Annotated in this window: 17 protein-coding genes and 1 riboswitch; of the genes, 15 read left to right on the forward strand and 2 right to left on the reverse strand. The window is 60.0% G+C overall.

Annotation, left to right across the window (positions count from 1 at the left end):
- The first annotated feature begins 161 nt into the window (after window positions 1-161).
- The 13 genes from IE166_RS19215 (at window position 162) to IE166_RS19275 (ending at window position 14433) form a co-directional block, all read left to right on the forward strand.
- Window positions 162-1103 carry a D-ribose ABC transporter substrate-binding protein gene (locus IE166_RS19215; protein WP_189507155.1) on the forward strand — a complete coding sequence of 314 codons (942 nt, stop codon included), beginning with the start codon at window positions 162-164 and terminating at the stop codon, window positions 1101-1103.
- Between the two features lie 71 nt (window positions 1104-1174).
- Window positions 1175-1798, forward strand: a complete 624-nt coding sequence (locus tag IE166_RS19220) for a DUF2291 family protein (protein WP_189507157.1) — start codon at window positions 1175-1177, stop codon at window positions 1796-1798.
- Entirely contained in the window at window positions 1795-3336 is a 1542-nt protein-coding gene (locus IE166_RS19225; RefSeq protein ID WP_189507159.1) for a sugar ABC transporter ATP-binding protein, read from the forward strand. Before IE166_RS19220 ends, IE166_RS19225 begins: the two co-directional genes overlap by 4 nt.
- Window positions 3337-3422: 86 nt before the next feature.
- Window positions 3423-4418 (forward strand): ABC transporter permease, encoded by a 996-nt coding sequence (locus tag IE166_RS19230; RefSeq protein ID WP_244641608.1) that lies wholly within the window; start codon window positions 3423-3425, stop codon window positions 4416-4418.
- A 92-nt stretch (window positions 4419-4510) separates the two neighbouring features.
- Window positions 4511-5320: a DeoR/GlpR family DNA-binding transcription regulator gene (locus IE166_RS19235; protein WP_189507163.1), complete on the forward strand. Its 810-nt coding sequence runs from the start codon at window positions 4511-4513 to the stop codon at window positions 5318-5320.
- 86 nt (window positions 5321-5406) lie between these two features.
- Window positions 5407-5550, forward strand: a riboswitch (FMN riboswitch).
- A 112-nt stretch (window positions 5551-5662) separates the two neighbouring features.
- Window positions 5663-6295 carry a 3,4-dihydroxy-2-butanone-4-phosphate synthase gene (gene ribB / locus IE166_RS19240; protein ID WP_189507165.1) on the forward strand — a complete coding sequence of 211 codons (633 nt, stop codon included), beginning with the start codon at window positions 5663-5665 and terminating at the stop codon, window positions 6293-6295.
- A gap of 325 nt (window positions 6296-6620) precedes the next feature.
- Window positions 6621-7583: an AraC family transcriptional regulator gene (locus tag IE166_RS19245; RefSeq protein ID WP_189507167.1), complete on the forward strand. Its 963-nt coding sequence runs from the start codon at window positions 6621-6623 to the stop codon at window positions 7581-7583.
- Window positions 7584-7605: 22 nt separating this feature from the next.
- A complete protein-coding gene (locus IE166_RS19250; RefSeq protein ID WP_189507169.1) occupies window positions 7606-8520 on the forward strand; it encodes an ABC transporter substrate-binding protein in 915 nt (304 codons plus the stop codon).
- Between the two features lie 72 nt (window positions 8521-8592).
- Window positions 8593-10095 (forward strand): sugar ABC transporter ATP-binding protein, encoded by a 1503-nt coding sequence (locus IE166_RS19255; RefSeq protein ID WP_189507171.1) that lies wholly within the window; start codon window positions 8593-8595, stop codon window positions 10093-10095.
- The gene (locus IE166_RS19260) at window positions 10085-11071 is read left to right on the forward strand and encodes an ABC transporter permease (RefSeq protein WP_189507172.1); all 987 of its coding nucleotides are present in this window, start codon (window positions 10085-10087) and stop codon (window positions 11069-11071) included. The genes IE166_RS19255 and IE166_RS19260 overlap by 11 nt, the downstream gene beginning before the upstream one ends.
- A 90-nt stretch (window positions 11072-11161) precedes the next feature.
- Entirely contained in the window at window positions 11162-11893 is a 732-nt protein-coding gene (locus tag IE166_RS19265; protein ID WP_189507174.1) for an SDR family oxidoreductase, read from the forward strand.
- An 82-nt stretch (window positions 11894-11975) separates the two neighbouring features.
- Entirely contained in the window at window positions 11976-13637 is a 1662-nt protein-coding gene (locus IE166_RS19270; RefSeq protein WP_385965275.1) for an FGGY-family carbohydrate kinase, read from the forward strand.
- Window positions 13638-13707: 70 nt separating this feature from the next.
- Complete coding sequence (locus IE166_RS19275) at window positions 13708-14433, forward strand: SDR family oxidoreductase (protein WP_189507176.1); 726 nt, start codon at window positions 13708-13710, stop codon at window positions 14431-14433.
- A 30-nt stretch (window positions 14434-14463) separates the two neighbouring features.
- Here IE166_RS19275 and IE166_RS19280 read toward each other — a convergent pair whose 3' ends face one another.
- Both IE166_RS19280 and IE166_RS19285 read right to left on the reverse strand, forming a co-directional pair.
- Window positions 14464-16191 carry an AMP-binding protein gene (locus tag IE166_RS19280; protein ID WP_189507261.1) on the reverse strand — a complete coding sequence of 576 codons (1728 nt, stop codon included), beginning with the start codon at window positions 16189-16191 and terminating at the stop codon, window positions 14464-14466.
- Between the two features lie 181 nt (window positions 16192-16372).
- Entirely contained in the window at window positions 16373-18529 is a 2157-nt protein-coding gene (locus tag IE166_RS19285; RefSeq protein ID WP_189507178.1) for a TonB-dependent siderophore receptor, read from the reverse strand.
- Window positions 18530-18929: 400 nt separating this feature from the next.
- On the opposite strand from IE166_RS19285, the gene IE166_RS19290 reads away from it, so the two are divergent.
- The gene (locus tag IE166_RS19290; protein WP_189507180.1) at window positions 18930-19745 is read left to right on the forward strand and encodes an ATP-binding cassette domain-containing protein; all 816 of its coding nucleotides are present in this window, start codon (window positions 18930-18932) and stop codon (window positions 19743-19745) included.
- Window positions 19742-20608 carry an ABC transporter substrate-binding protein gene (locus IE166_RS19295; RefSeq protein WP_244641595.1) on the forward strand — a complete coding sequence of 289 codons (867 nt, stop codon included), beginning with the start codon at window positions 19742-19744 and terminating at the stop codon, window positions 20606-20608. Before IE166_RS19290 ends, IE166_RS19295 begins: the two co-directional genes overlap by 4 nt.
- Window positions 20609-20615: the final 7 nt, after the last annotated feature.

The raw sequence follows: 20615 nt of genomic DNA on the forward strand, positions 1-20615 counted from the left end.
GGCTGCGTGAGCGGAAAGACCGTCTCGACTGTGCTCTGCGTCGGCAGGCTGTTAGCGAAGCTGAACGAAGCCGCTTCAAAAAGAGATTGACTTCAAACGAAAGAGATCGATAGTTTGATGCCAAGCCACTGGAGGGTGGTCTTGTTCAACGGGAGGTCTTCATGAAACTCAAGAACCGTCTTTTGATGTCGGTCGTTGCCCTTGGCATTGCCAGCGCGATGTCTGGCGGCGCCTTTGCGGCTGATACGATCGCGATCATCACCCCAAGCCACGATAACCCGTTCTTCAAGGCCGAAGCCGATGGTGCCGCCGCCAAGGCAAAGGAACTCGGTTACGAGACCATGGTGCTCGTCCATGACGATGATGCCAACAAGCAGAACGAACTGTTCGACAGTGCCATTGCCGCCGGCGTAAAGGCGATCATCCTTGATAATGCCGGCGCTGACGCTTCCGTGGCCGCAGTGCAGAAGGCCAAAGACAAGTCGATCCCCTCGTTCCTGATCGATCGTGAAATCACCACCACCGGCGTTGCCGTGTCGCAGATCGTCTCCAACAATTATCAGGGTGCCCAGCTCGGCGCCGAGGAATTCGTCAAGCTCATGGGCGAGAAGGGCAACTATGCCGAGCTTCTCGGCAAGGAGTCCGACACCAATGCCGGCATCCGCTCGCAGGGCTACCACGACGTTATCGATCAATATTCCGATTTGAAGTCTGTTGCTCAGCAGACCGCCAACTGGTCGCAGACTGAAGCTTATACGGTGATGGAATCGATCCTCCAGGCTCACCCCGATATTAAGGGCGTGATTTCGGGCAACGACACCATGGCCATGGGCGCCTATGCCGCGCTTGAAGCTGCCGGCCGCAAGGATGTTATCGTGGTTGGCTTCGACGGCTCCAACGACGTGCGCGATTCCATCAAGAACGGCGGCATCAAGGCGACCGTACTTCAGCCGGCTTACCAGCAAGCGCAGAATGCCGTTGAACAGGCCGACAAGTTCATCAAGACCGGCAAGACCGGCTTGGAAGAAAAGCAGCTGATGGACTGCATTCTCATCAATGCCGACAATGCGTCGAAGCTCGAGACCTTCGCGCTGAGCGAATAAGCACCGCGAACGCCACCCGTGCGCGAGATTTGCGAACGGGTGGCTTCCGCTTTGACCAAAGTGCGGTTCCCATGACAGTCAGAACACTCTTTGTGGCAGGCTTGCTTGCCACGTCTCTTTGCGGCTGCAAGCTGGTTGCCACCGGTAGCAGTGGTTCCGGCGGTGCTGCTGCCGACCCGATCGCCGAGCTCGTGGAAACGACCTTTGACGCAAAGCTTGTGCCCGCCCTCACCGAGAAGGCAGCCGATCTCGCAACTTTGCGCGGCGCCATCAAGGATGGTTTGGACAAGGCCGGCGAAAGCCAAGGTGTAAAGGTCGGAGGTGCCGGTGGCGGTTGGAACTTTGCCGTCAAGGGAAGTGGCACGATCGTCGATGAGAACCGCGCTTCAAAGGCAGCCGTGGCCGAGATTGACCTCGACGGTGACGGTGCGGCCGACGCGACGCTCCAGCTTGGCCCTGTGATCAAGGGCAGTGCGCTTCGCGACACGACCAACCTCTACGACTTCTCCACCTTCCGCGACCAGATCGAATACGCAAAACTGGGGCGGGCACTGAATGACAAGGCTGTCTCAAAGCTCCCGGCCGCTGATGCTCCCTTGAAGGGCAAGCGCGTCAATTTCCTTGGGGCGATGGTCATTCGCTCCGGCAGCGAAAAGCCGCTGGTGATGCCGGTGTCGATCGAGGTTGCGCCATGAGCGACGCCAGTCCTGTCGAGCCTCATCCGATCGGCCTGTCGATCCGCAACGGCTCGAAAATCTATCCCGGCACGCAGGCGCTAAAGAGCGTCGACTTCGACCTTCGCATGGGTGCGGTCAATGTTCTGGTCGGCGAAAACGGCGCCGGCAAGTCGACGCTGATGAAGATCATTGCCGGCGTCGAGCAACTCAACGGCGGCACGATCGAACTGGACGGCAAGCCCGTTGTCTTCGCCGACAAGGCGGATGCCGCCAAGCAGGGCGTCGGTATCGTCTTCCAGGAACTCAATTTGTTCCCGAACCTGACGGTCGCCGAGAACATCTTTGTCGGCCACGAAAAAACGAAGGCCGGCATCCACATCGACAGCGCCGCGCAGACCGCCACGGCTCGCGCTTTGATGAAGCGCCTCGAGCAGGAGATCGATCCAAACGCACCGCTCGGCAATCTGCGGATCGGCCAGCAACAGATCGTTGAAATCGCCAAGGCGCTGGCGGAAGACGCGCGCATCCTGATCCTCGACGAGCCCACATCGGCACTTTCGGCAACGGAAGTCGAGGTCCTGTTCCGGGTCATCAAGGACCTGAAGAAGCAGGGCGTGGGCATCGTTTACATCTCCCATCGTTTGGAAGAACTGATCCGCATCGGCGACTACATCACCGTGCTGCGCGATGGGGTGATCACCGGCTCGCGCTCGATGCAGGGCGTCGACATCCCTTGGATCGTTGCCAACATGATCGGCAGCGCGTCCAAGGAGTTTCCCAAGACCGTCGAGCATGAACTCGGCGCCGAGATCTTCCGCGCCGAGGATGTTTGCCTTCCAAGCGCCGCCGGCGGTTACGCCGTTGATCACATGTCGCTGTCGGTTCGTGCAGGCGAGATCGTCGGGCTTTACGGCTTGATGGGGGCAGGGCGTTCAGAACTGCTGGAATGCATCATGGCTCAGCATCCAAATTCCTCGGGCCAACTCTTCATTTCGGGCAAGCTGGTGAAGGAAAAGAGCGTTGCGGGTCGCATCCGCCGCGGCCTCGCTTTGATCCCGGAAGACCGCAAGCGCGATGGGCTGGTGCAGATCATGTCGATCCGCGAAAACCTTACCATGTCTTCGCTCTACGATTTCACCCGCGGCTTCCACCTCAGCCTGAAGGCGGAACTCGCCAAGGCTGCGGACTATGTGAAGCGTATGGCGATCAAGATCGCCAGCCTGGAACACCCGGTTTCGAGCCTGTCGGGCGGCAACCAGCAGAAGGTGGTGATCGGCAAGGCGCTGATGACCAAGCCGCGCATTCTCCTGATGGACGAGCCCTCGCGCGGCATCGACATCGGCGCCAAGGCCGAAATCTTCCGCACCATGCGGCGCCTGGCGGCGGACGGCCTAGGCATTCTCTTCGTCACCTCCGATCTGGAAGAGGTTCTCGCCCTTTCCGATCGCATTCTCGTCATGGCGAATGGCCGGCTGACCGGACAGTTTCCGGCCGGTGCCAAGGCGTCGGACGTGATTTCGGCGGCGACGCCCAATCTCAACAGGGTTGAAGTATAATGAGCAGCATCAACGCCGCGGGTGATGTCAAAACCGTCACGAAAGGGGTGAAGTCGCGCACATCCACGCTGCTGCTGCTTTTGCACATGCGGACCTTCGTTGCGTTGATCCTGGTCTTCGCTTTCTTCGCGATTGCCGCGCCGAACTTCCTGTCGACCGGCAACATGCTGATCATCTCCAAGCATGTGGCGCTGAACGCCCTTCTCGCGATCGGCATGACCTTCGTGATCATTGCGGGTGGCATCGATCTTTCGGTCGGCTCCATCGTCGGTCTATGCGCCATGGTTGCCGGGTATCTCGTGCTGTTTGGGATCGATCTCAACTTCCTCGGGATCGCCTACAGCGTTCAATTCAACACGATCGAAATTTGCCTCATCGTGCTCGTGGTCGGCGTCTTCATAGGATGGATCAACGGCATGCTGATCACCAAGTTGAACGTCGCGCCGTTTATTGCGACGCTGGGCGTGCTTTATGTCGCGCGTGGTGCAGCACTTCTGTTTTCGGAGGGGCGGACGTTCCCGAACCTCGCCGGTAACCCCGAATACGGCTCGGACACGTTCCGCATCATTGGCTCCGGCACGCTGCTCGGTCTGCCGATCTCCGTGTGGATCATGATCGTAGTTGCGCTTTTGGCCGCCTATCTCGCAACCCGTACGCCGCTCGGCCGGCACATATATGCCGTGGGCGGCAATGAACGGGGCGCTGCCCTGTCCGGCGTGAATGTCGACCGCATCAAGCTCTTTGTTTACATGTTCTCCGGCTTCTGTGCGGCCTTTGTCGGTCTCATCATCTCGTCGCAGTTGCAGGCCAGCCACCCCGCAACGGGCGAGACCTTTGAGCTCAATGCCATTGCTGCAGCGGTTCTGGGCGGCACCTCCATGTCCGGCGGTCGCGGGCGCATCGGCGGCACGATCGTGGGCGCCTTCGTAATCGGCATCCTCGCCGATGGCCTGATCATGATGGGCGTTTCGTCATTCTGGCAGACGGTGATCAAGGGTCTTGTTATCATCGCCGCCGTCGTGGTCGATCAGATCCAGCAGAAGCTTCAGGCGCGTGTGGTTCTGCAGCAGAACGCCAATTGAGGTTGATGCGACGTGCCGATGCTATAAGGATCACTGGGAGTAAATCGATTAATCTCGATTGATTGCGATAGTGCGGGTGTGGGCCGATCCAAATGGAAGCAAAAAGCGAGCATGACGCATCGGACTCGATGATCGGGCTGTTGTCCGAGCCGAGACGGCGCCGCATCCTCGAATGGCTTCAGGAGGAAGGTTCGGCCCGGGTAAGGGATCTGGCCGGTGCGTTTCACGTTTCGGAAGCGACTATTCGCCAGGACCTCGAGCGGCTGGAGAATGAGGGTTTCATAACCCGAGAACACGGCGGCGCTTACCTGAACTCCGTCGCGCCGCAGACCGGCACCATGACGCTCCATCATCAGGAGAACATGGATAAGAAGCGCCGCATCGGCGCTCTGGCCGCAGGTCTCATCAAGGACGGCGAAACGCTGATCCTCGATGCGGGTACGACGACGACGGAGATTGCTACCCGGTTGACCAGCCGCCGCGATCTCACCTTGATTACCAACGCGCTGAACATTGCCGTGATACTCGGGTCGGTTCCGAGCTTCGCGGTTCATATGCCCGGCGGCCAGTTCAAGTCGCCCACGCTGTCCTTGTCCGGCGACAAGTCGGTCGACTATTTCCGCAACATCTTTGCCGGCAAGCTGTTCCTTGCCACCGCCGGCGTTGCGCTCGATGCGGGCCTGACCTATCCGAGCTTCGCAGACCTGCAGCTCAAGGAAGCCATGATCAAGGCCGCGGCGCATGTGTACCTCGTGGCTGATTCCACCAAGATCAACCGGTCGTCCTTCACGCGTCTCGGATCGCTCGATGTGATCCATTCCTTCATCACCGATGACGGCATCTCCGATCGTGATGCGCGGGAGTTTGAAAAGCGCGGGATCGAAGTTCTGATCGCGAAGTAGATCGCAAAGATCTCGCAACTGTCTGCTGGCTGTCTGCTCTTGGTCTTTGAAGGGTTGCAGTCAGTACCGGTTTCGCAATACAGTCGATCTGTTCTCAGGGCGGGGCGAAACTCCCCACCGGCGGTATCGGGCTTGTCCCGGAGCCCGCGAGCGCTTCCCGGTTGGGAAGGTCAGCAGATCCGGTGCGATGCCGGAGCCGACGGTTATAGTCCGGATGGAAGAGAGCAAACCCGCGGTGATCGCAACAAGGTCACTCGTGGTGCTTGTTCGCCCAAGGGAAAGTTTTGTCGGCGCGAGCCGATGCAACAGCCTTCACCGGCTTAACCCTTGAAAGACTTGACCATGCCTATTTCCAAAATCGAAGATGCAGTCAAAGCCATCGCGCGTGGCGAGATGGTTATCGTCGTGGATGATGAGGATCGCGAAAACGAAGGCGATCTGATTTTTGCGTCCGAAGATGCAACCCCCGCCAAGATCGCGTTCATGATGAATAAGGCCCGTGGCCTGATCTGCGTCGCAATGGACGGCGCACGTCTCGACGCGCTCGACCTCCCATTGATGGTGCCCAACAATACCGAGTCCATGAAGACGGCCTTCACCGTTTCCGTGGACTACATCCCCGGCACCTCCACCGGCATCTCGGCGGCAGACCGCGCGGCGACCGTGAAGGCGCTTGTCGACTCGGCAGCGCGGCCTGAAGAGTTCGCGCGTCCCGGCCATATCTTCCCTCTGCGGGCGAACCCGCAGGGTGTACTTGGCCGGACTGGACACACCGAAGCCGCCGTCGACCTTTGCCGCATGGCAGGTAAGCTTCCGTCGGGCGTCATCTGCGAGGTCTCCAACGATGACGGCACGATGTCCCGGCTGACGGATCTCGAACTGTTTGCCGAGCAGCATGGATTGCTCGTCGTCACGATCAAGGATCTGGTCGAATACCGGCTGGAGTTGGAGAACGCGAAGCGTTCTGCCGCCTAAGCAAATCGCATGCCTGCACTTGCGCGCCGTTATAAAATGGCGCGCAAGTCTCTCGTAGAGCTGGAGACCGACCATCGGTGGGCCGCTCAGCGTGACCAGTGCGGTCTATCGCTTCATCAAGCCCCATTGGACCGGCTTCCATCGAGAAGCCCAGGCGACAATTCTCAATGCGCCCCTCGCCTAGATGACAAAAAAGTATCAGTCGGAGTTTGCTGCTGTAGTGGAGCAGCGAGGTAGTCTCATTGTAACGTTCCTATGACGTTGAGCGGCGAGGAGGCTGCTTGGACGTTGGGTCCGACGAGGCCCAGGGGAGGATCGTTCAGCCATGCAGCCCGACCTGGAACTGGTCCACATCCGCAAAGGCGAATCCTTCGCCGCCTGGATGCATGGCTATCCGTTCCGCACCGTGCGCTGGCATTATCATCCTGAATACGAAATCCATCTCGTCGTTGAAACGACCGGCAAGTTCTATGTCGGCGATCATATAGGCGACTTTTCGCGCGGACAGCTGGTCATGACTGGGCCGAACTTGCCGCAGAACTGGATCAGCGACATCGCGCCGGGTGAAATCGTCCCGCTGCGTTCGATGGTGATCCAATTTCCAGAAGCCTTTATCGATGACGCCTGCGACATAATGCCGGAGGTAGCGGTTATTCGCCCTCTGCTCGATCGCAGCCGACGCGGTCTGCTGTTCGATGATGCCACCAGCCGCACCGTCGCGCCTCTCATGCGCAGCCTGATCGAAGCGCGGGGCATGCGCCGCCTATCGCTGTTCTGGGAAATCCTGGATGTGCTGGCCTGCGCGCCGCAACCGGAAGTGCTCGCGAGCTTGAGCTATGAGCTTAACGTCGACAGAAACGCACGCTGCGGCATCAATCAAGCCATTGCCTATCTGCGTGAGAACCTGGTCCGGTCGGTGGACGAGGGCGAGCTTGCCGAGGTTGTCGGGCTGAGTTCCAGTACCTTTTCGCGGGCGTTCAAAAAGCACACTGGCACGACGCTGGTGCGCTACAAGAACCAGCTTCGCGTCGATCTTGCCTGCCAGATGCTTTTGACCGAGCCGGACACAAAGGTGGCTGAGATCTGCTTTGAGGTCGGCTTTTCCAACCTGTCCAACTTCAATCGCCAGTTCCTGACCTTGAAGGGCATGTCACCCTCGCAGTTCCGCGAAACCTTTGCAGCGAACCAGACCCATCTGGCCGGCGAATTGCCGCCGATGGGAAGCCGCGTGACCACCAAGAATCTGGGCGATGATTGTCGACCGAGAACGGGCAATTCTGCCCACTAGAACCACCTAGGGAGGACTGACTATGAAGAGAGCACTTTTGGCGTTTTCCGTCGCGGCTTTGGCACTCAGCGCGGCGGTTCCGGCCATGGCACAGGACAAGAAGCTCAAGATCGGCATGACCTTTCAGGAGCTGAACAATCCGTATTTCGTGTCTATGCAGGAAGCCTTGAACGAAGCTGCCAAGGCAATCGGCGCGGAAGTCATTGTGACCGATGCCGGCCATGACGTCGCCAAGCAGATTTCCGACGTCGAAGACATGCTGCAGCAGGGAATCGACATTCTCCTGCTCAATCCGACCGACAGCGCCGGCATCGAATCCGCCGTGACGATGGCGAAGGAGAAGAACGTGATCGTGGTTGCCGTTGATGCCAACGCAAGTGGTCCGGTGGACACATTTGTGGGATCGAAGAACCGCGATGCCGGATACCAGTCCTGCAAGTACATGGCTGAGAAGCTCGGCGGCAAAGGCGAGGTCGCGATCCTCGACGGTATTCCCGTTGTACCGATCCTTGAGCGCGTTGAAGGCTGCAAGGCTGCACTGGGTGAAAACCCGGACATCAAGCTCGTCACCACGCAGAACGGCCGTCAGGATCGTTCGGTTGCGCTGGGCGTCGTCGAGAACATGATCCAGTCCTATCCGAACCTCGCTGGCATCTTCTCCGTCAATGACGGTGGCGCAATGGGCGCTCTCGCTGCCATCGAAGGCTCGGGCAAGGACATCAAGCTGACCTCGGTCGATGGTGCACCGGAAGCCGTGGAAGCCATCACCAAGGGCGGCGCCTTCATCGAAACCACCGCTCAGTTCCCGCGTGACCAGGTTCGCGTGGGCCTGGCTCTGGCACTGGCTCACAAGTGGGGCGCTCGTGTTGTTCCGGCCGCCGTGCCGATCGATGTGCGCGTCGTCGACAGCGCGAATGCCAAGGACTTCAGCTGGTAAGCAGTTCGTAAGCCGTCACCGCCCAGAAACGGGCGGGGACGGTTCCTGTTCCGAACTGAGGGAGGTGTAGACATGCTGCGTCTGGAAGGGATCAGAAAGCGCTTCGGACCCGTCGAGGTTCTGCGCGGCGTCGATCTTGAGGTCAAAGCCGGTGAGATCCACGCCCTTCTCGGCGAAAACGGCGCTGGCAAGTCCACACTGATGAAGATCCTGTGCGGGATCCTGACGCCTACGGCGGGCACGATCCGCATCAACGGCGAAGAACAGCATTTTGCCGACTACGATCAAGCCACTGCTGCCGGCATTGGTATCGTGTTTCAGGAATTCAGCCTGATTCCCTATTTGACGCCGGTCGAGAACATGTTTCTTGCCCGCGAGATGACCACGAAGCTCGGCTTCCTGGATCGCACCGCCATGCGCAAGCGGGCGCAGGAAATCTTAGCGCAGCTGGACGTCGACTTGCCGCTGGACGTACCGGTACGCAGGCTCTCGGTTGCCGAGCAGCAATTCGTGGAAATCGCCAAGGCGCTGTCGCTCAACGCGCGCATCCTGGTTCTGGACGAGCCGACCGCGACGCTTACACCGTCCGAAACTGAGCATCTCTTCAAGGTCATGCGCGAGCTGCGCAAACAGGGCGTGGCCATCATCTTCATTTCGCATCATCTCGAAGAAATCTTCGAAATCTGCGACCGCATCACCGTTTTGCGCGATGGCGAGTTCGTCGGCGACAGTGATGTGGCCGACATCGACAATGACCGTCTGGTTGAGATGATGGTCGGGCGGCGTATCGAGAACAGTTTTCCGCCCAAGCCTGCCTTGCTGCCGCAGGCCAAGATCCTGCTCGAATGCGAAGAAGTGCAGTTGCGGCGTGGTGGGCCAATTTCTTCCTTCCAGCTGCGTGAGGGCGAGATCCTCGGTTTTGCAGGCCTGGTTGGTTCCGGCCGCACCGAAACAGCGTTGGCGATGCTCGGCGCTTACCCTGCAGTCCGCTGCAAGGTGAAGGTCGATGGCCAGGAGACGCGGTTCCGCGAACCGGCGGACGGTCTTGCGCACGGCATCGGTCTGTTGCCGGAGAACCGGAAGGAAGAGGGGCTGATCACCAGCTTCCCGATCCTGCAGAACATCTCGATCAACAACTACGCCAAATATCGAAAGAACATGTGGTTCATCGATATGCAGAAGGAGCTTGCTTCTTCGGAAGCGGCGATGAAGTCCGTGCGCGTCAAGGCGCCGAACAGCCATACGCGCGTCGATAACCTGTCGGGCGGCAACCAGCAGAAGGTGGTCATTGCCCGCTGGCTGAACCACAGCATGAAGGTGCTGATCTTCGACGAGCCGACGCGCGGCATCGACGTTGGTGCAAAGTCCGAAATCTACCAGCTCATGCGGGATTTCACCGCGAAGGGCGACGCCATCATCATGATCTCATCCGAACTGCCGGAAGTGATCGGCATGTCCGACCGCGTTTGCGTGTTCCGCTCCGGCGGGATCGTCGCGACGGTAGAAGGCGATGCCATTACTTCCGAGGGGATCATGACCCACGCTACGACGGGGAAAGCCAGAAATGTCGCCTGAATCCACAGTCGCTTCGCCCTCCAATCCTCCCCGCTCGGTCGGGTCGGTGTTCCGGAAGATCTTCGCCTCTCCGCTGGCCTTGCCGCTGATCGGTTTGATCGTGGTGTCGGTCCTCATGGGATTGGCCAGCGATAACTTCTTCAGCGTGTCCAACCTCCTCAACGTGCTGCGGCAGGTTTCGGTGGTGGCGATCCTCGCGGTCGGCATGACCTTCGTCATCCTGACCGGCGGCATCGACCTTTCGGTCGGCGCGGTCATGGCACTGGCTGGAACGATCGCGGCCGGGCTCATGGTAAAAATGGGCATGCCGGCGGGAGTCGGGCTTCTGGCAGGCCTTCTGGTCGGCCTTGGGCTCGGCTTCTTCAACGGCGTCTTGGTCGCCTGGGGCAGGATGCCCGCCATTATCGTGACGCTGGCGACGATGGGCATCGCGCGGGGCCTCGGCCTGATCTATTCGGGCGGCTATCCGATTTCCGGCCTGCCTTCCTGGATTTCATGGTTCGGCGTGGGACGCGTTGGGATCATCCCGGTGCCCGTCATAGCCATGGCCCTGATTTACCTCATCGCCTGGGTGCTGCTGCATCGTACGCCCTTCGGCCGGCATGTTTATGCCATCGGCGGCAACGAAGTCGCGGCCAAGTTGTCCGGTGTGAAGACCGAACGCGTGAAGCTGGCGGTTTATGTCATCTCAGGCCTGACCGCTGCGCTTGCCGCGCTGATCCTCACGGGTCGTCTGATGTCGGGTCAGCCCAATGCCGGCGTTGGTTTCGAGCTTGATGCAATCGCGGCGGTTGTTCTCGGCGGAACAGCGATTGCCGGCGGCCGGGGGCTGATCTTCGGCACGCTGATAGGCGCCGTGCTGCTCGGCATCCTGAACAACGGCCTGAACCTTATGGGCATCAATCCGTATCTGCAGGACGTCATCAAGGGCTTCATCATCCTGCTCGCCATCTACATCGGACGCGAATGGCGCTGAGGGTCGTGATCCCTCGCGCCCGTCTCTGAACAAAGAGGGCGGAACGCCGCCCTCCCCAAACTTTTTAAACATCCACTTTGGAGACCAAGAATGTCGGAATCCCTGAACGGCAAGATCGCCGTCATCACTGGCGCTGCTTCAGGCATAGGGCTCGCCACCACCGAGATGCTGCTGCGAAACGGCGCGACGGTGGTGATGGTGGACTTCAATGAAGCGGCCTTGAAGGAGCTCACCGCCAAGCTCGGTGAGAAGGCGATCCCGCAGGTCACCAACCTGATCGACCCGGAAAGCTGTGCCGCGATGGTGCCGGAGATCCTGCAGAAGGTCGACCATATCGACATCCTGTATTGCAATGCAGGTACGTATATCGGCGGCGATCTCACTGAAACGGACGCCGCTTCCATTGATCGGATGCTGAACCTCAACGTCAATGCCGTGATGAAGAACGTGCATGCGGTTGTTCCGCACATGATCGAGCGCGGCACGGGCGACATCGTGGTCACCTGCTCGATTGCCGGCCATTTCCCGACTTTTTGGGAGCCCGTTTATGCCAGCTCGAAGTGGGCGATCACCTGCTTCGTGCAGACCATGCGCCGTCAGATGATCCCGCATGGTGTCCGTGTCGCCCAGGTTTCACCGGGTCCGGTTGTGTCCGCTCTGCTGGCCGATTGGCCGGAAGAAAACCTGCGCAAAGCCAAGGAATCCGGCAGCTTGATCGATCCGAGCGAAGTGGCGGATGCGTTGGAATTCATGCTCACCCGCAAGCGCACGGTCACCATCCGCGACATGCTGGTGCTGCCCACCAACTTCGACCGGGTTTAAGGTCGAACAACATGGCTGTTGCTCCCGTCAATGAGGCAAGCAACAGCCGGGCCATGCAAGATGTGCGCGATCGGAGAACACCATGATGAATGAGGTCAGTGACCTGTCGCGCACCTTCATCGGCATCGATGTCGGCACGGGTAGCGCCCGCGCCGGCGTGTTCAACCGGCAGGGCGATCTTCTCGCCACCGCCAAGCATTCGATCGCCATGCATCGGGAGGATGGCGGCATTGCCGAGCAGTCCAGCGCACAGATCTGGCAGGCGGTATGTTCGTCGGTTCGCGATGCCGTGGCAGAAGCGGGCGTTTCTCCGGACACGGTAACAGGCATCGGCTTTGATGCGACCTGCTCCCTGGTGGTGCTCGGTCGCGACGGCATCAGCCTTCCTGTCGGTGACCCCGAGCACTCCGAGCGCGACATCATCGTCTGGATGGACCACCGTGCGCTTGATCAGGCGTCGCGCATCAACGCTCTCGGCCATGACGTGCTGCGCTATGTAGGCGGACGCATCTCGCCTGAGATGCAAACGCCGAAGCTGCTGTGGTTGAAGGAGCACCGCCCCGAAATCTACGCCCAAGCAGAGCACTTCTTTGATCTCACCGATTTCCTGACCTGGAAGGCCACCGGCGCGCTCGATCGCTCGTCCTGCACGGTGACCTGCAAGTGGACTTACCTCGCGCACGAAAAGCGCTGGGATGCGTCTTACTTCCAAGAGATCGGCCTCGGTGATCTGGCCGACGAGGATTTTCATCGCATTGGCCAGAGTGTGGTTGAGCCGGGATCGCGGCTCGGCAATGGCTTGTCGCCGGAAGCAGCAGCGGACATGGGCCTTCAGCCCGGGACGGCCGTTGCCGCGGGTCTGATCGATGCCCATGCTGGTGGGTTGGGAACAGTGTTCGCCGGTGGTGGGGCAGGGGATCCGACGCGCTGCCTCGGCTATGTATTCGGTACCTCCTCCTGCACGATGACGACGACGGCCGAGCCTGCCTTCGTGCCGGGTGTCTGGGGGCCGTATTTCTCTGCCATGGTGCCTGGCATGTGGCTCAACGAGGGCGGTCAGTCGGCAGCCGGAGCCGCGATCGACCAGCTGATCAAACACCATCCGGCAAAAGCGGAAGCGGAAAGATTGGCTTCGGCAGAAGGCAAATCGCTGCCGCATTGGCTGGCCGATCAGGCTTTGGAACTGGCTGGAACTGCCTCGCAGGCCGTGCGCCTCGCTGATGATTTGCATGTCGTGCCGGAGTTCCTCGGCAACCGCGCGCCCTTTGCCGATCCTTATGCCCGTGCGGTGATCGTCGGGCTGGGCATGGAGGAAGGCATCGATAGCCTCGTCGCCCTTTATGTCGCAGGCCTTTGCGGCCTGGGTTACGGACTGCGCCAGATCGTGGAAACGCAGGCAAGCCATGGCGCGCCGGTGGAAACGATCAGCATTTCCGGCGGCGCCGGCGCGCATCCTCTTGCGTGGCAGATATTGGCCGATGCGACCGGACTGCCGGTTGAAGTCACCGCTTGCCCCGAACCTGTGCTGCTCGGCTCTGCCATCTTGGGCGCTGTCGCGGCCAGCGCCTATTCCGATATCCGTACCGCCATGCCGGCCATGTCCCACGTCGCCACGCGTTGCACGGCTGACGATCAGGCGATCACGGCGCTTCATGCGTTGCGCTATCAAGCGTTCCTGAAACTTCAGGACACGACGCGTGATATCCGCCGCCGCGAGCAAGCAGCGCTTTACCCGTCAGCCTGACGGTTCAACGACATCAACGCGGATCACCATCAGCTTGATGACCGCGACCAAGGCCTTCTGGAGAAAAAGCATGGACTTCGCAGGAAAATCGGTCCTCATCACCGGCGCCGGAAAGGGTATCGGACGCGCCTGTGCGCGGTTGATGGCTGCACGGGGCGCCGAAGTCATCGCGCTCAGCCGCACGCAAGCCGATCTGGATGGTCTGCGCGAGGAACTCGGCGCTCGCACAATCCGGGTTGATCTGCAGGACCCGGTTGCGACACGCGCGGCCGTTGCGGAGGCCGGAACCTGCGACTTCCTCATCAACTCCGCCGGCATCAATGTGCTGGAAAGCGTGCTGGATATGACGCACGAGGGCTATGAGGCTGTGCTCGGTATCAACCTGCGCGCCGCCCTTATTACCTGCCAGGAATTCGCCAAGAGCCGCATTGCCGCCGGCGGTGGCGGCGCCATCGTCAATATCACATCGATTGCTGGCCATCGCGGCTTCCAGAACCACCTGTGCTATGCGGCGTCCAAAGCCGGCCTGGAAGGCGCGTCGCGCGTCATGGCCAAGGAACTCGGCCCCCATAACATCCGCGTCAATTGCGTGGCGCCCACCATCACCCTGACTGAGCTTGCCGTGGAGGCCTGGTCCGATCCCGTTAAGAGCGAGCCGATGATGGTGCGGCATCCGCTCAACCGCTTCGCGGAAGCCGACGAAGTGGCCCGAAGCATCGCCATGCTCCTGTCTGATGATGCCGGCATGGTATCGGGCGCGGTCTTGTCCGTAGACGGCGGGTTCCTCGCCGTCTGACTTTCGGAGGCGACCTGCCGCGAACGCTGTTTAGGCTGTTTGCGGCGCGATGATCTCGAGTTCATGAACCATGGCGTCGCGCATCATGAACTTCTGAGCCTTACCGGTAACCGTGGTCGGCAGCTCGTTCTTAAATCGCACGTAGCGAGGCACCTTATAATGGGCGATCTGCTCCTTGCAGAAGGCCCTGATCTCGTCCTCGCTCACGTCCTCACCGGCCTTCGGCACGATCCAGGCGCATAGTTCCTCGCCATAACGGGGATCCGGCACGCCGAAAACCTGCACTTCCCGCACCTTCGGGTGGCGGTAAAGGAACTCCTCGATCTCGCGCGGATAGATGTTCTCACCGCCGCGGATCACAAGGTCCTTCACCCGTCCGACGATGTTGCAGTAGCCCTCATCGTCGATGACAGCGAGATCGCCGGTGTGCATCCAGCCTTTTGCATCGATTGCCTCAGACGTACGGGCTGGATCGTCCCAATAGCCCTGCATCACGGAGTAACCGCGCGTGCACAGCTCACCGCGCTCGCCCGGCTTCAGCGTTTCGCCGTCGTCGCCCACAGTCTTGACCTCGACATGAGGATGCACCCGGCCGACTGTGGTGACGCGGCGCTCAAGCGGATCATCGATGGCGCTTTGGAACGACACCGGGCTGGTTTCGGTCATGCCATAAGCGATGGTTACCTCGCTCATGTTCATTTCCGAAACCACACGCTTCATGATCTCAATGGGGCAAGGCGCCCCGGCCATGATGCCCGTTCGTAACGTCGAAACATCGAAGCTCCTGAAGTCAGGATGATCGAGCATGGCGACGAACATGGTCGGTACGCCATACAGCGCCGTGCAGTTCTCCTTTTGAACCGCCGCCAACGAGGTTGCCGGATCGAAGCCTTCGCCGGGGAACACCATGGTTGCGCCCTTGGTGACACAGCCGATCGACCCCATCACCATGCCGAAGCAGTGGTAGAAGGGCACGGGAATGCACAGGCGATCCTGAGCGGTCAGCCCCATCGCAGCCGTGACGAAGTGGCCGTTGTTGACGATGTTGACGTGCGTAAGGGTTGCGCCCTTTGGCGCCCCGGTCGTGCCGCTGGTGAACTGGATGTTAATAGGATCGTCTTGCTTCAGTGTCGCGCTGATCGCATCAAGTTCGGCCCTCGAGACATGCTGCCCATCCTCGCTCACTTCCGTGAAGCTCAGCATGCCTCGTCGTGAACCTTCGCCCATGTGGATCACGAATTTTAGATCTGGCAGGCGAGCTGCGCTCAAGGGGCCGGAGGTTGCGGATGCGATCTCGGGCGCAAGCGTAGCAAGCATCTGCAGGTAATCAGAAGACTTGAAGCTTTCAGCCGTCACCAGCGCCTTACAGCCGACCTTGGTGAGCGCGTATTCAAGCTCGGCCGTACGATAGGCCGGATTGATGTTGACCAGGATGAGGCCAATACGCGCGGTGGCATATTGCGTGACCAGCCATTCCCATCGATTGGGCGACCAGATGCCGACACGGTCGCCTTTAACGAGGCCAAGTCTGTGAAGCCCGCCGGCAAAGGCATCGACGACCCGTCCAAGCTCGTACCAGGTAAAGCGGCGCCCTTGTTGCACAAAGATCGCCGCTTCCCGCTCGCCTTCCCTTGCCACTGTCGCTGCGAGAAGATCCGGCAGCGTATGGGGAAGGAGCGGCTGTGTCGTATCGCCCACAACATGGGCCAAACCAGCAACCGGCAGACGGTTTGCCGACGTCAGGTATTGATGGTGCATCACCACTGTTCTCCTCCGGTGGTTCCCGCATCCAGCCGCCGATCGTGGGCGACGGCTGGTCTGCTTCGGAGGTTAGAGGATGTAGCGGTGCGATGCCAGCCTGGTGCCGGATCATGCCCGGTTAGCCTAAGCAGTACCTCCTAGAACCTTTGAAAGCGGTTCCGCTCGGCAGCTTGTCCACTCACCATTTCAGGGCGATGCTGCCCAGAACGGTACGACCCTCACCATAGAAGCAGCCGAAGTTACAGCTGGCGACGTAGTCATCGTCGGCGATGTTGTTGACGTTGAGCGAGGCTTTAAAATTGTCTCGCTCATAGCGGATCGCGGCATCGAACAAAGTGGCTGACGGCAAATGGATCAGGTTGCTATCATTGCCATAGCGCTCACCGAGGTAGCGCACACCTGCGCCAACGGAAACGCCTTCGAGCCAAGCGAAATTGGGCGAGAAGATTTGCGGCTGAAGGGTATAGTTCACCCAGAGCGATGCTGAATGCTCGGGCACATTGGCAGGTTGGTTACCGGTCGTCGTTGCGGTCACAATGCCATTGCGCAGCGTATCGGTACCCTCCAGAATTTCGGCGTCCGTGTAGGTATAGGCCGCGATGAGATCCAGCCCTGCTGCGAGGCTCGCCGTTGCTTCCAGTTCGAAGCCTTGGCTACGAACTTCGCCGGTTTGCGAGCGCACATTCGTCAGAAGTCCATTCACCGTCTCGGCCTGTGTGGCGACGACATTGGTCCGCGTCAGGCTGTAGAGGCTTGCGGTTACGAAGCTGTCCCAACCCTCCGGCTGGAACTTCAGACCGCCTTCGATCTGCTTGCCTTCGGTGGGCTTGTAGAGGTCGCCTGCAGTGGTGGTGCCGATGATCGGGTCAAACGACGTCGAATAGCTGATGTAAGGTGCCAGGCCATTGTCGAACAGGTAAACAGCCCCGGCGCGCCATGTCGTCGCCGTATCTTTTGGCTCGGAGCCGGTCAGCGTGTCTTCCAATCGCGACCAATCCTGCCGGATACCAAGCGTGGTCACGAGCCGGTCGAACTTGATCTGATCCTGCGCGTAAAGTCCCGTTTGGTTCAGGCGAAGGTCCTTGACCGTGGTTTTCGTCGGATCAACGAAGATGGGCGATCCATAAACGGGGTTATAGGCATCGATTGGCGTTTGGCCGGTGGTGAAGTTAGATGACCGGTTCTGCTGGTGCCGGCGATGATCAAGGCCCACGAGAAGCGTGTGCTGAAGGGCGCCTGTATCGAAATCAGTCTCGAACTGGTTGTCGATGCCGAAAGATGTCTGCCTTTCAGCTTGCACGGAAGCGCCGCGCAAAACCGATCTCTGGTTTGCGGCAAATCCCGAATAATACAAGTTCTGATAGTTGATGTCCGTGTAGAGAAGCTGCGCGTTCTGGCGGAACTTCAGCTGCTCGTTGAACTGATGCTTGAACTCGTAACCGATGGTCGCCGTCAGGAATTCGGACTCGTCGAAATCCGACTCGCCGAGATAACGGGAGGCAGGAATCTTGCCGTTTGGATTGAAGTCCAAAGTGCCGGCCTGAGGCAGACCGAAGGGCGAATTGCCCTCATCATATTGCAGCGACGACAGGAGCGTCAGCGACGTGCCGGCATCGGGTTCGAACGTGATCGTCGGCGCGATGTAGAGGCGGTTATCCTCGACATGATCCTGCTGCGTGTCGGCAAGGCGTCCGACACCCGTGAGACGATAGGAAACAGCTTCGTTGGGCGAAACGCCGCCGAGATCGAGTTTCCCGACATAGCGGCTGTCCGATCCAAACTCAACCGCCGCTTCCCGGAAGGTGGTGCCCGTGGGACGCTTCTGGATCAGGTTAACGATACCGCCCGGCACAGCCTGTCCATAAAGCACAGAGGCTGGGCCTTTCACGACCTCAATCCGCTCCTGCCCATAAGGCTCGAAGGACAGAGCGCCAAAATCGCGGATATATCGAAAATTGTTGAGGTAGATGTTGTCGGTGGCTGCAAAGCCGCGAATGATGGGCGAAAAGAAGCGCGCATCGTTGCCGAAGGGCTGAGTGACCACACCAGCCGTGTAGTTCAGCGCTTCGCCGAGATTCTGGACGCCGCGATCTTCGAGCTGTTCGGTCGTCACGACCGAGATGGCTTGAGGAATCTCAATGATAGGCGTGTCCGTTTTCGAACCGCTTGTCGTGTCACGGGCGACGTAACCGCTCACCGGACCGGTTCCCGAACCGTCGCCGGTCACCACAACCGTATCGAGTGCAACCGTCTGCGCCATGGCAAACCCAGGTAGGGTGATGAAGGCGCAGGATAGGCTGAGGACGCGATAGTGCGAGAGCAAGCGACGGGGCATGAGAAAGTTCCTTACTGACGCCCGCCTCGCTAACAGAATTGATGAGCTACACAATCATGTTTTGGCCTCAGCTGAGACATACCTGGCGAGTGTGATGTTCTTGCACAAGCACGGCATTCAGCAGGAGGTCGATCGTCATCGGCTTCGAAGCGGCTACCCAGACATCGAGTTTGGAGCGGCGGTGAGCCTTGTCCTGGCCTTGATCTCCTGGCGAGCTACACCTATAGCGGCGACGAGATTGCGCAGGGCACCTGATGCTGACAACGACCTTAGGCAAGCAGCCGGCCCGCTTTACAGAGTATCCGAGATCGCTTTTGCTAGAGATCTTAACGGCACAGAGCCTGGCCTGGGTCAGCGCTGGTCGTCGTTCCCGCGGCTCGCGCCTCAGCGAAAACAACACATGGTAGCGAGACGGGCAGCTTCGATCGCAGACGCCGGCGAGGATGCACTGTTTACGCTGGCAGGGGTCTCGTTCCGGGTTCCAGGACGCACCATCATCGAAGGTCTCGATCTGCGCCTGGAAGTGGGGCACATCCACGGCCTGATCGGTCCGAACGGCTCCGGTAAGTCGACGCTGGTGAAGATGCTGGCGCGGCAGGAAGTGCCTGCTGATGGAAGCATTCACTTCCGCGGCGAGGATCTCCGGCAAGAGGGCGACCGTGCCTTCGCCCGCCGGCTTGCCTATCTGCCGCAGTTCATGCCGAGCACCGATGGCATGAATGTCGAAGAGTTCGTTTCGCTCGGACGGTTTCCCTGGCACGGCACCTTCGGGCGCTTCACGGTTGAAGACCGCGCTAAGGTCGAGGAGGCGATGGAGCAGACCGGCGTCACGGCATTTCGCCTTCGCCTGGTCGATACTCTGTCCGGCGGTGAGCGTCAGCGTGTTTGGCTGGCTCTGCTTCTCGCGCAGGATACGGAATGCCTCGTGCTCGATGAGCCGACATCTGCGCTCGACATCTCGCATCAAACTGAAATGCTTGATCTTGTGCGCACCCTTGCCAAGAAGCGCGGCCTGAGCGTCGTTGTCGTTCTGCACGACATCAACATGGCAGCCCGCATCTGCGATAGGCTGGTAGCGATGGGCGCCGGCCGTGTTGTCGCCGATGGCACCCCGGCCGAGATCATGCGCCCGGATGTGCTTCAGCAGATTTACGGAATTTCCATGGGCCTCTTTGCCCATCCTGATAGCGGCATCCCTGTCGCTTTTGTCCGGTGAGAACGCGACGTGATATCCTTGCGATGTGTGCCGGCAGTCTTGCACTGCCTCTTGCATCCGCGCGGGCTGAAACCGGCGGCATAGCCATTGTCGACTGGGCTTTGCTCGAAACGGCACTGGCGCTCGGCCTCAAGCCCCTGGCGGCCGTCGAGCTGGTGTTGTTCAAAAAGATCGTCGCCGAACCGCCTCTGCCTGACGGCATCATCGATCTCGGTCTGCGCGGCGCGATCAACTTCGAGCTTCTCGCGACTCTGCAGCCTTCCCTTATCTATGGCTCGAACTACTCGGCCTGGGCCAACGATACGTTAAGGCGCATGGCGCCTGTGCGCGAGTTCAGCATCTACCTGCGGGGACAGGCCCCCTACGAGAAGGCCGTCGCTGCAATGCGCGGCATGGCTGGGGATCAGGGTCTACAGGAAACGGCGGAAAGCTATATCGCGGAAACGGACAAATACCTCGCGTCGGTGGGTGACCGACTTGCGCACCAGCGGCAGCGTCCGATCCTGATCATCAATCTCGGCGACGCCCGGCATTTCCGCGCCTTCGGCGTCGATTCCATGTTCGGTGACGTGGCCGCTCGTCTGGGATTCACCAACGCCTGGGCCACGAAAACGGCATATAGCGCAACCGCGCCGGTCGGTTTGGAGCGCCTTGCAGATCATCCCGACGCAACGATCGCTGTGGTCGGACCCGTTCCTCCCGAAGCGGCACGCGCGCTGCCGCGAAGTGCGCTTTGGCAGGCCATGCCGGCGGTGCGCGAAGGCCGTACAGTCTGGCTGCCGAACATCAATCCTTTCGGGGGTCTACCGGCAGCACGGCGCTTCGCGCGCCTGCTCGCAGAGGGCCTGGAGCGCGCGACATGAGTCTCGA

Source organism: Tianweitania populi (assembly GCF_014652875.1).
Taxonomy (GTDB): Bacteria; Pseudomonadota; Alphaproteobacteria; order Rhizobiales; family Rhizobiaceae; genus Tianweitania; species Tianweitania populi.

Coding starts and splice junctions, on each gene's coding strand:
- IE166_RS19215 (WP_189507155.1), top strand. CDS start 162: ATGAAACTCAAGAACCGTCTTTTGATGTCGGTCGTTGCCCTTGGCATT.
- IE166_RS19220 (WP_189507157.1), top strand. CDS start 1,175: ATGACAGTCAGAACACTCTTTGTGGCAGGCTTGCTTGCCACGTCTCTT.
- IE166_RS19225 (WP_189507159.1), top strand. CDS start 1,795: ATGAGCGACGCCAGTCCTGTCGAGCCTCATCCGATCGGCCTGTCGATC.
- IE166_RS19230 (WP_244641608.1), top strand. CDS start 3,423: ATGCGGACCTTCGTTGCGTTGATCCTGGTCTTCGCTTTCTTCGCGATT.
- IE166_RS19235 (WP_189507163.1), top strand. CDS start 4,511: ATGGAAGCAAAAAGCGAGCATGACGCATCGGACTCGATGATCGGGCTG.
- ribB (WP_189507165.1), top strand. CDS start 5,663: ATGCCTATTTCCAAAATCGAAGATGCAGTCAAAGCCATCGCGCGTGGC.
- IE166_RS19245 (WP_189507167.1), top strand. CDS start 6,621: ATGCAGCCCGACCTGGAACTGGTCCACATCCGCAAAGGCGAATCCTTC.
- IE166_RS19250 (WP_189507169.1), top strand. CDS start 7,606: ATGAAGAGAGCACTTTTGGCGTTTTCCGTCGCGGCTTTGGCACTCAGC.
- IE166_RS19255 (WP_189507171.1), top strand. CDS start 8,593: ATGCTGCGTCTGGAAGGGATCAGAAAGCGCTTCGGACCCGTCGAGGTT.
- IE166_RS19260 (WP_189507172.1), top strand. CDS start 10,085: ATGTCGCCTGAATCCACAGTCGCTTCGCCCTCCAATCCTCCCCGCTCG.
- IE166_RS19265 (WP_189507174.1), top strand. CDS start 11,162: ATGTCGGAATCCCTGAACGGCAAGATCGCCGTCATCACTGGCGCTGCT.
- IE166_RS19270 (WP_385965275.1), top strand. CDS start 11,976: ATGATGAATGAGGTCAGTGACCTGTCGCGCACCTTCATCGGCATCGAT.
- IE166_RS19275 (WP_189507176.1), top strand. CDS start 13,708: ATGGACTTCGCAGGAAAATCGGTCCTCATCACCGGCGCCGGAAAGGGT.
- IE166_RS19280 (WP_189507261.1), bottom strand. CDS start 16,191: ATGCACCATCAATACCTGACGTCGGCAAACCGTCTGCCGGTTGCTGGT.
- IE166_RS19285 (WP_189507178.1), bottom strand. CDS start 18,529: ATGCCCCGTCGCTTGCTCTCGCACTATCGCGTCCTCAGCCTATCCTGC.
- IE166_RS19290 (WP_189507180.1), top strand. CDS start 18,930: ATGGTAGCGAGACGGGCAGCTTCGATCGCAGACGCCGGCGAGGATGCA.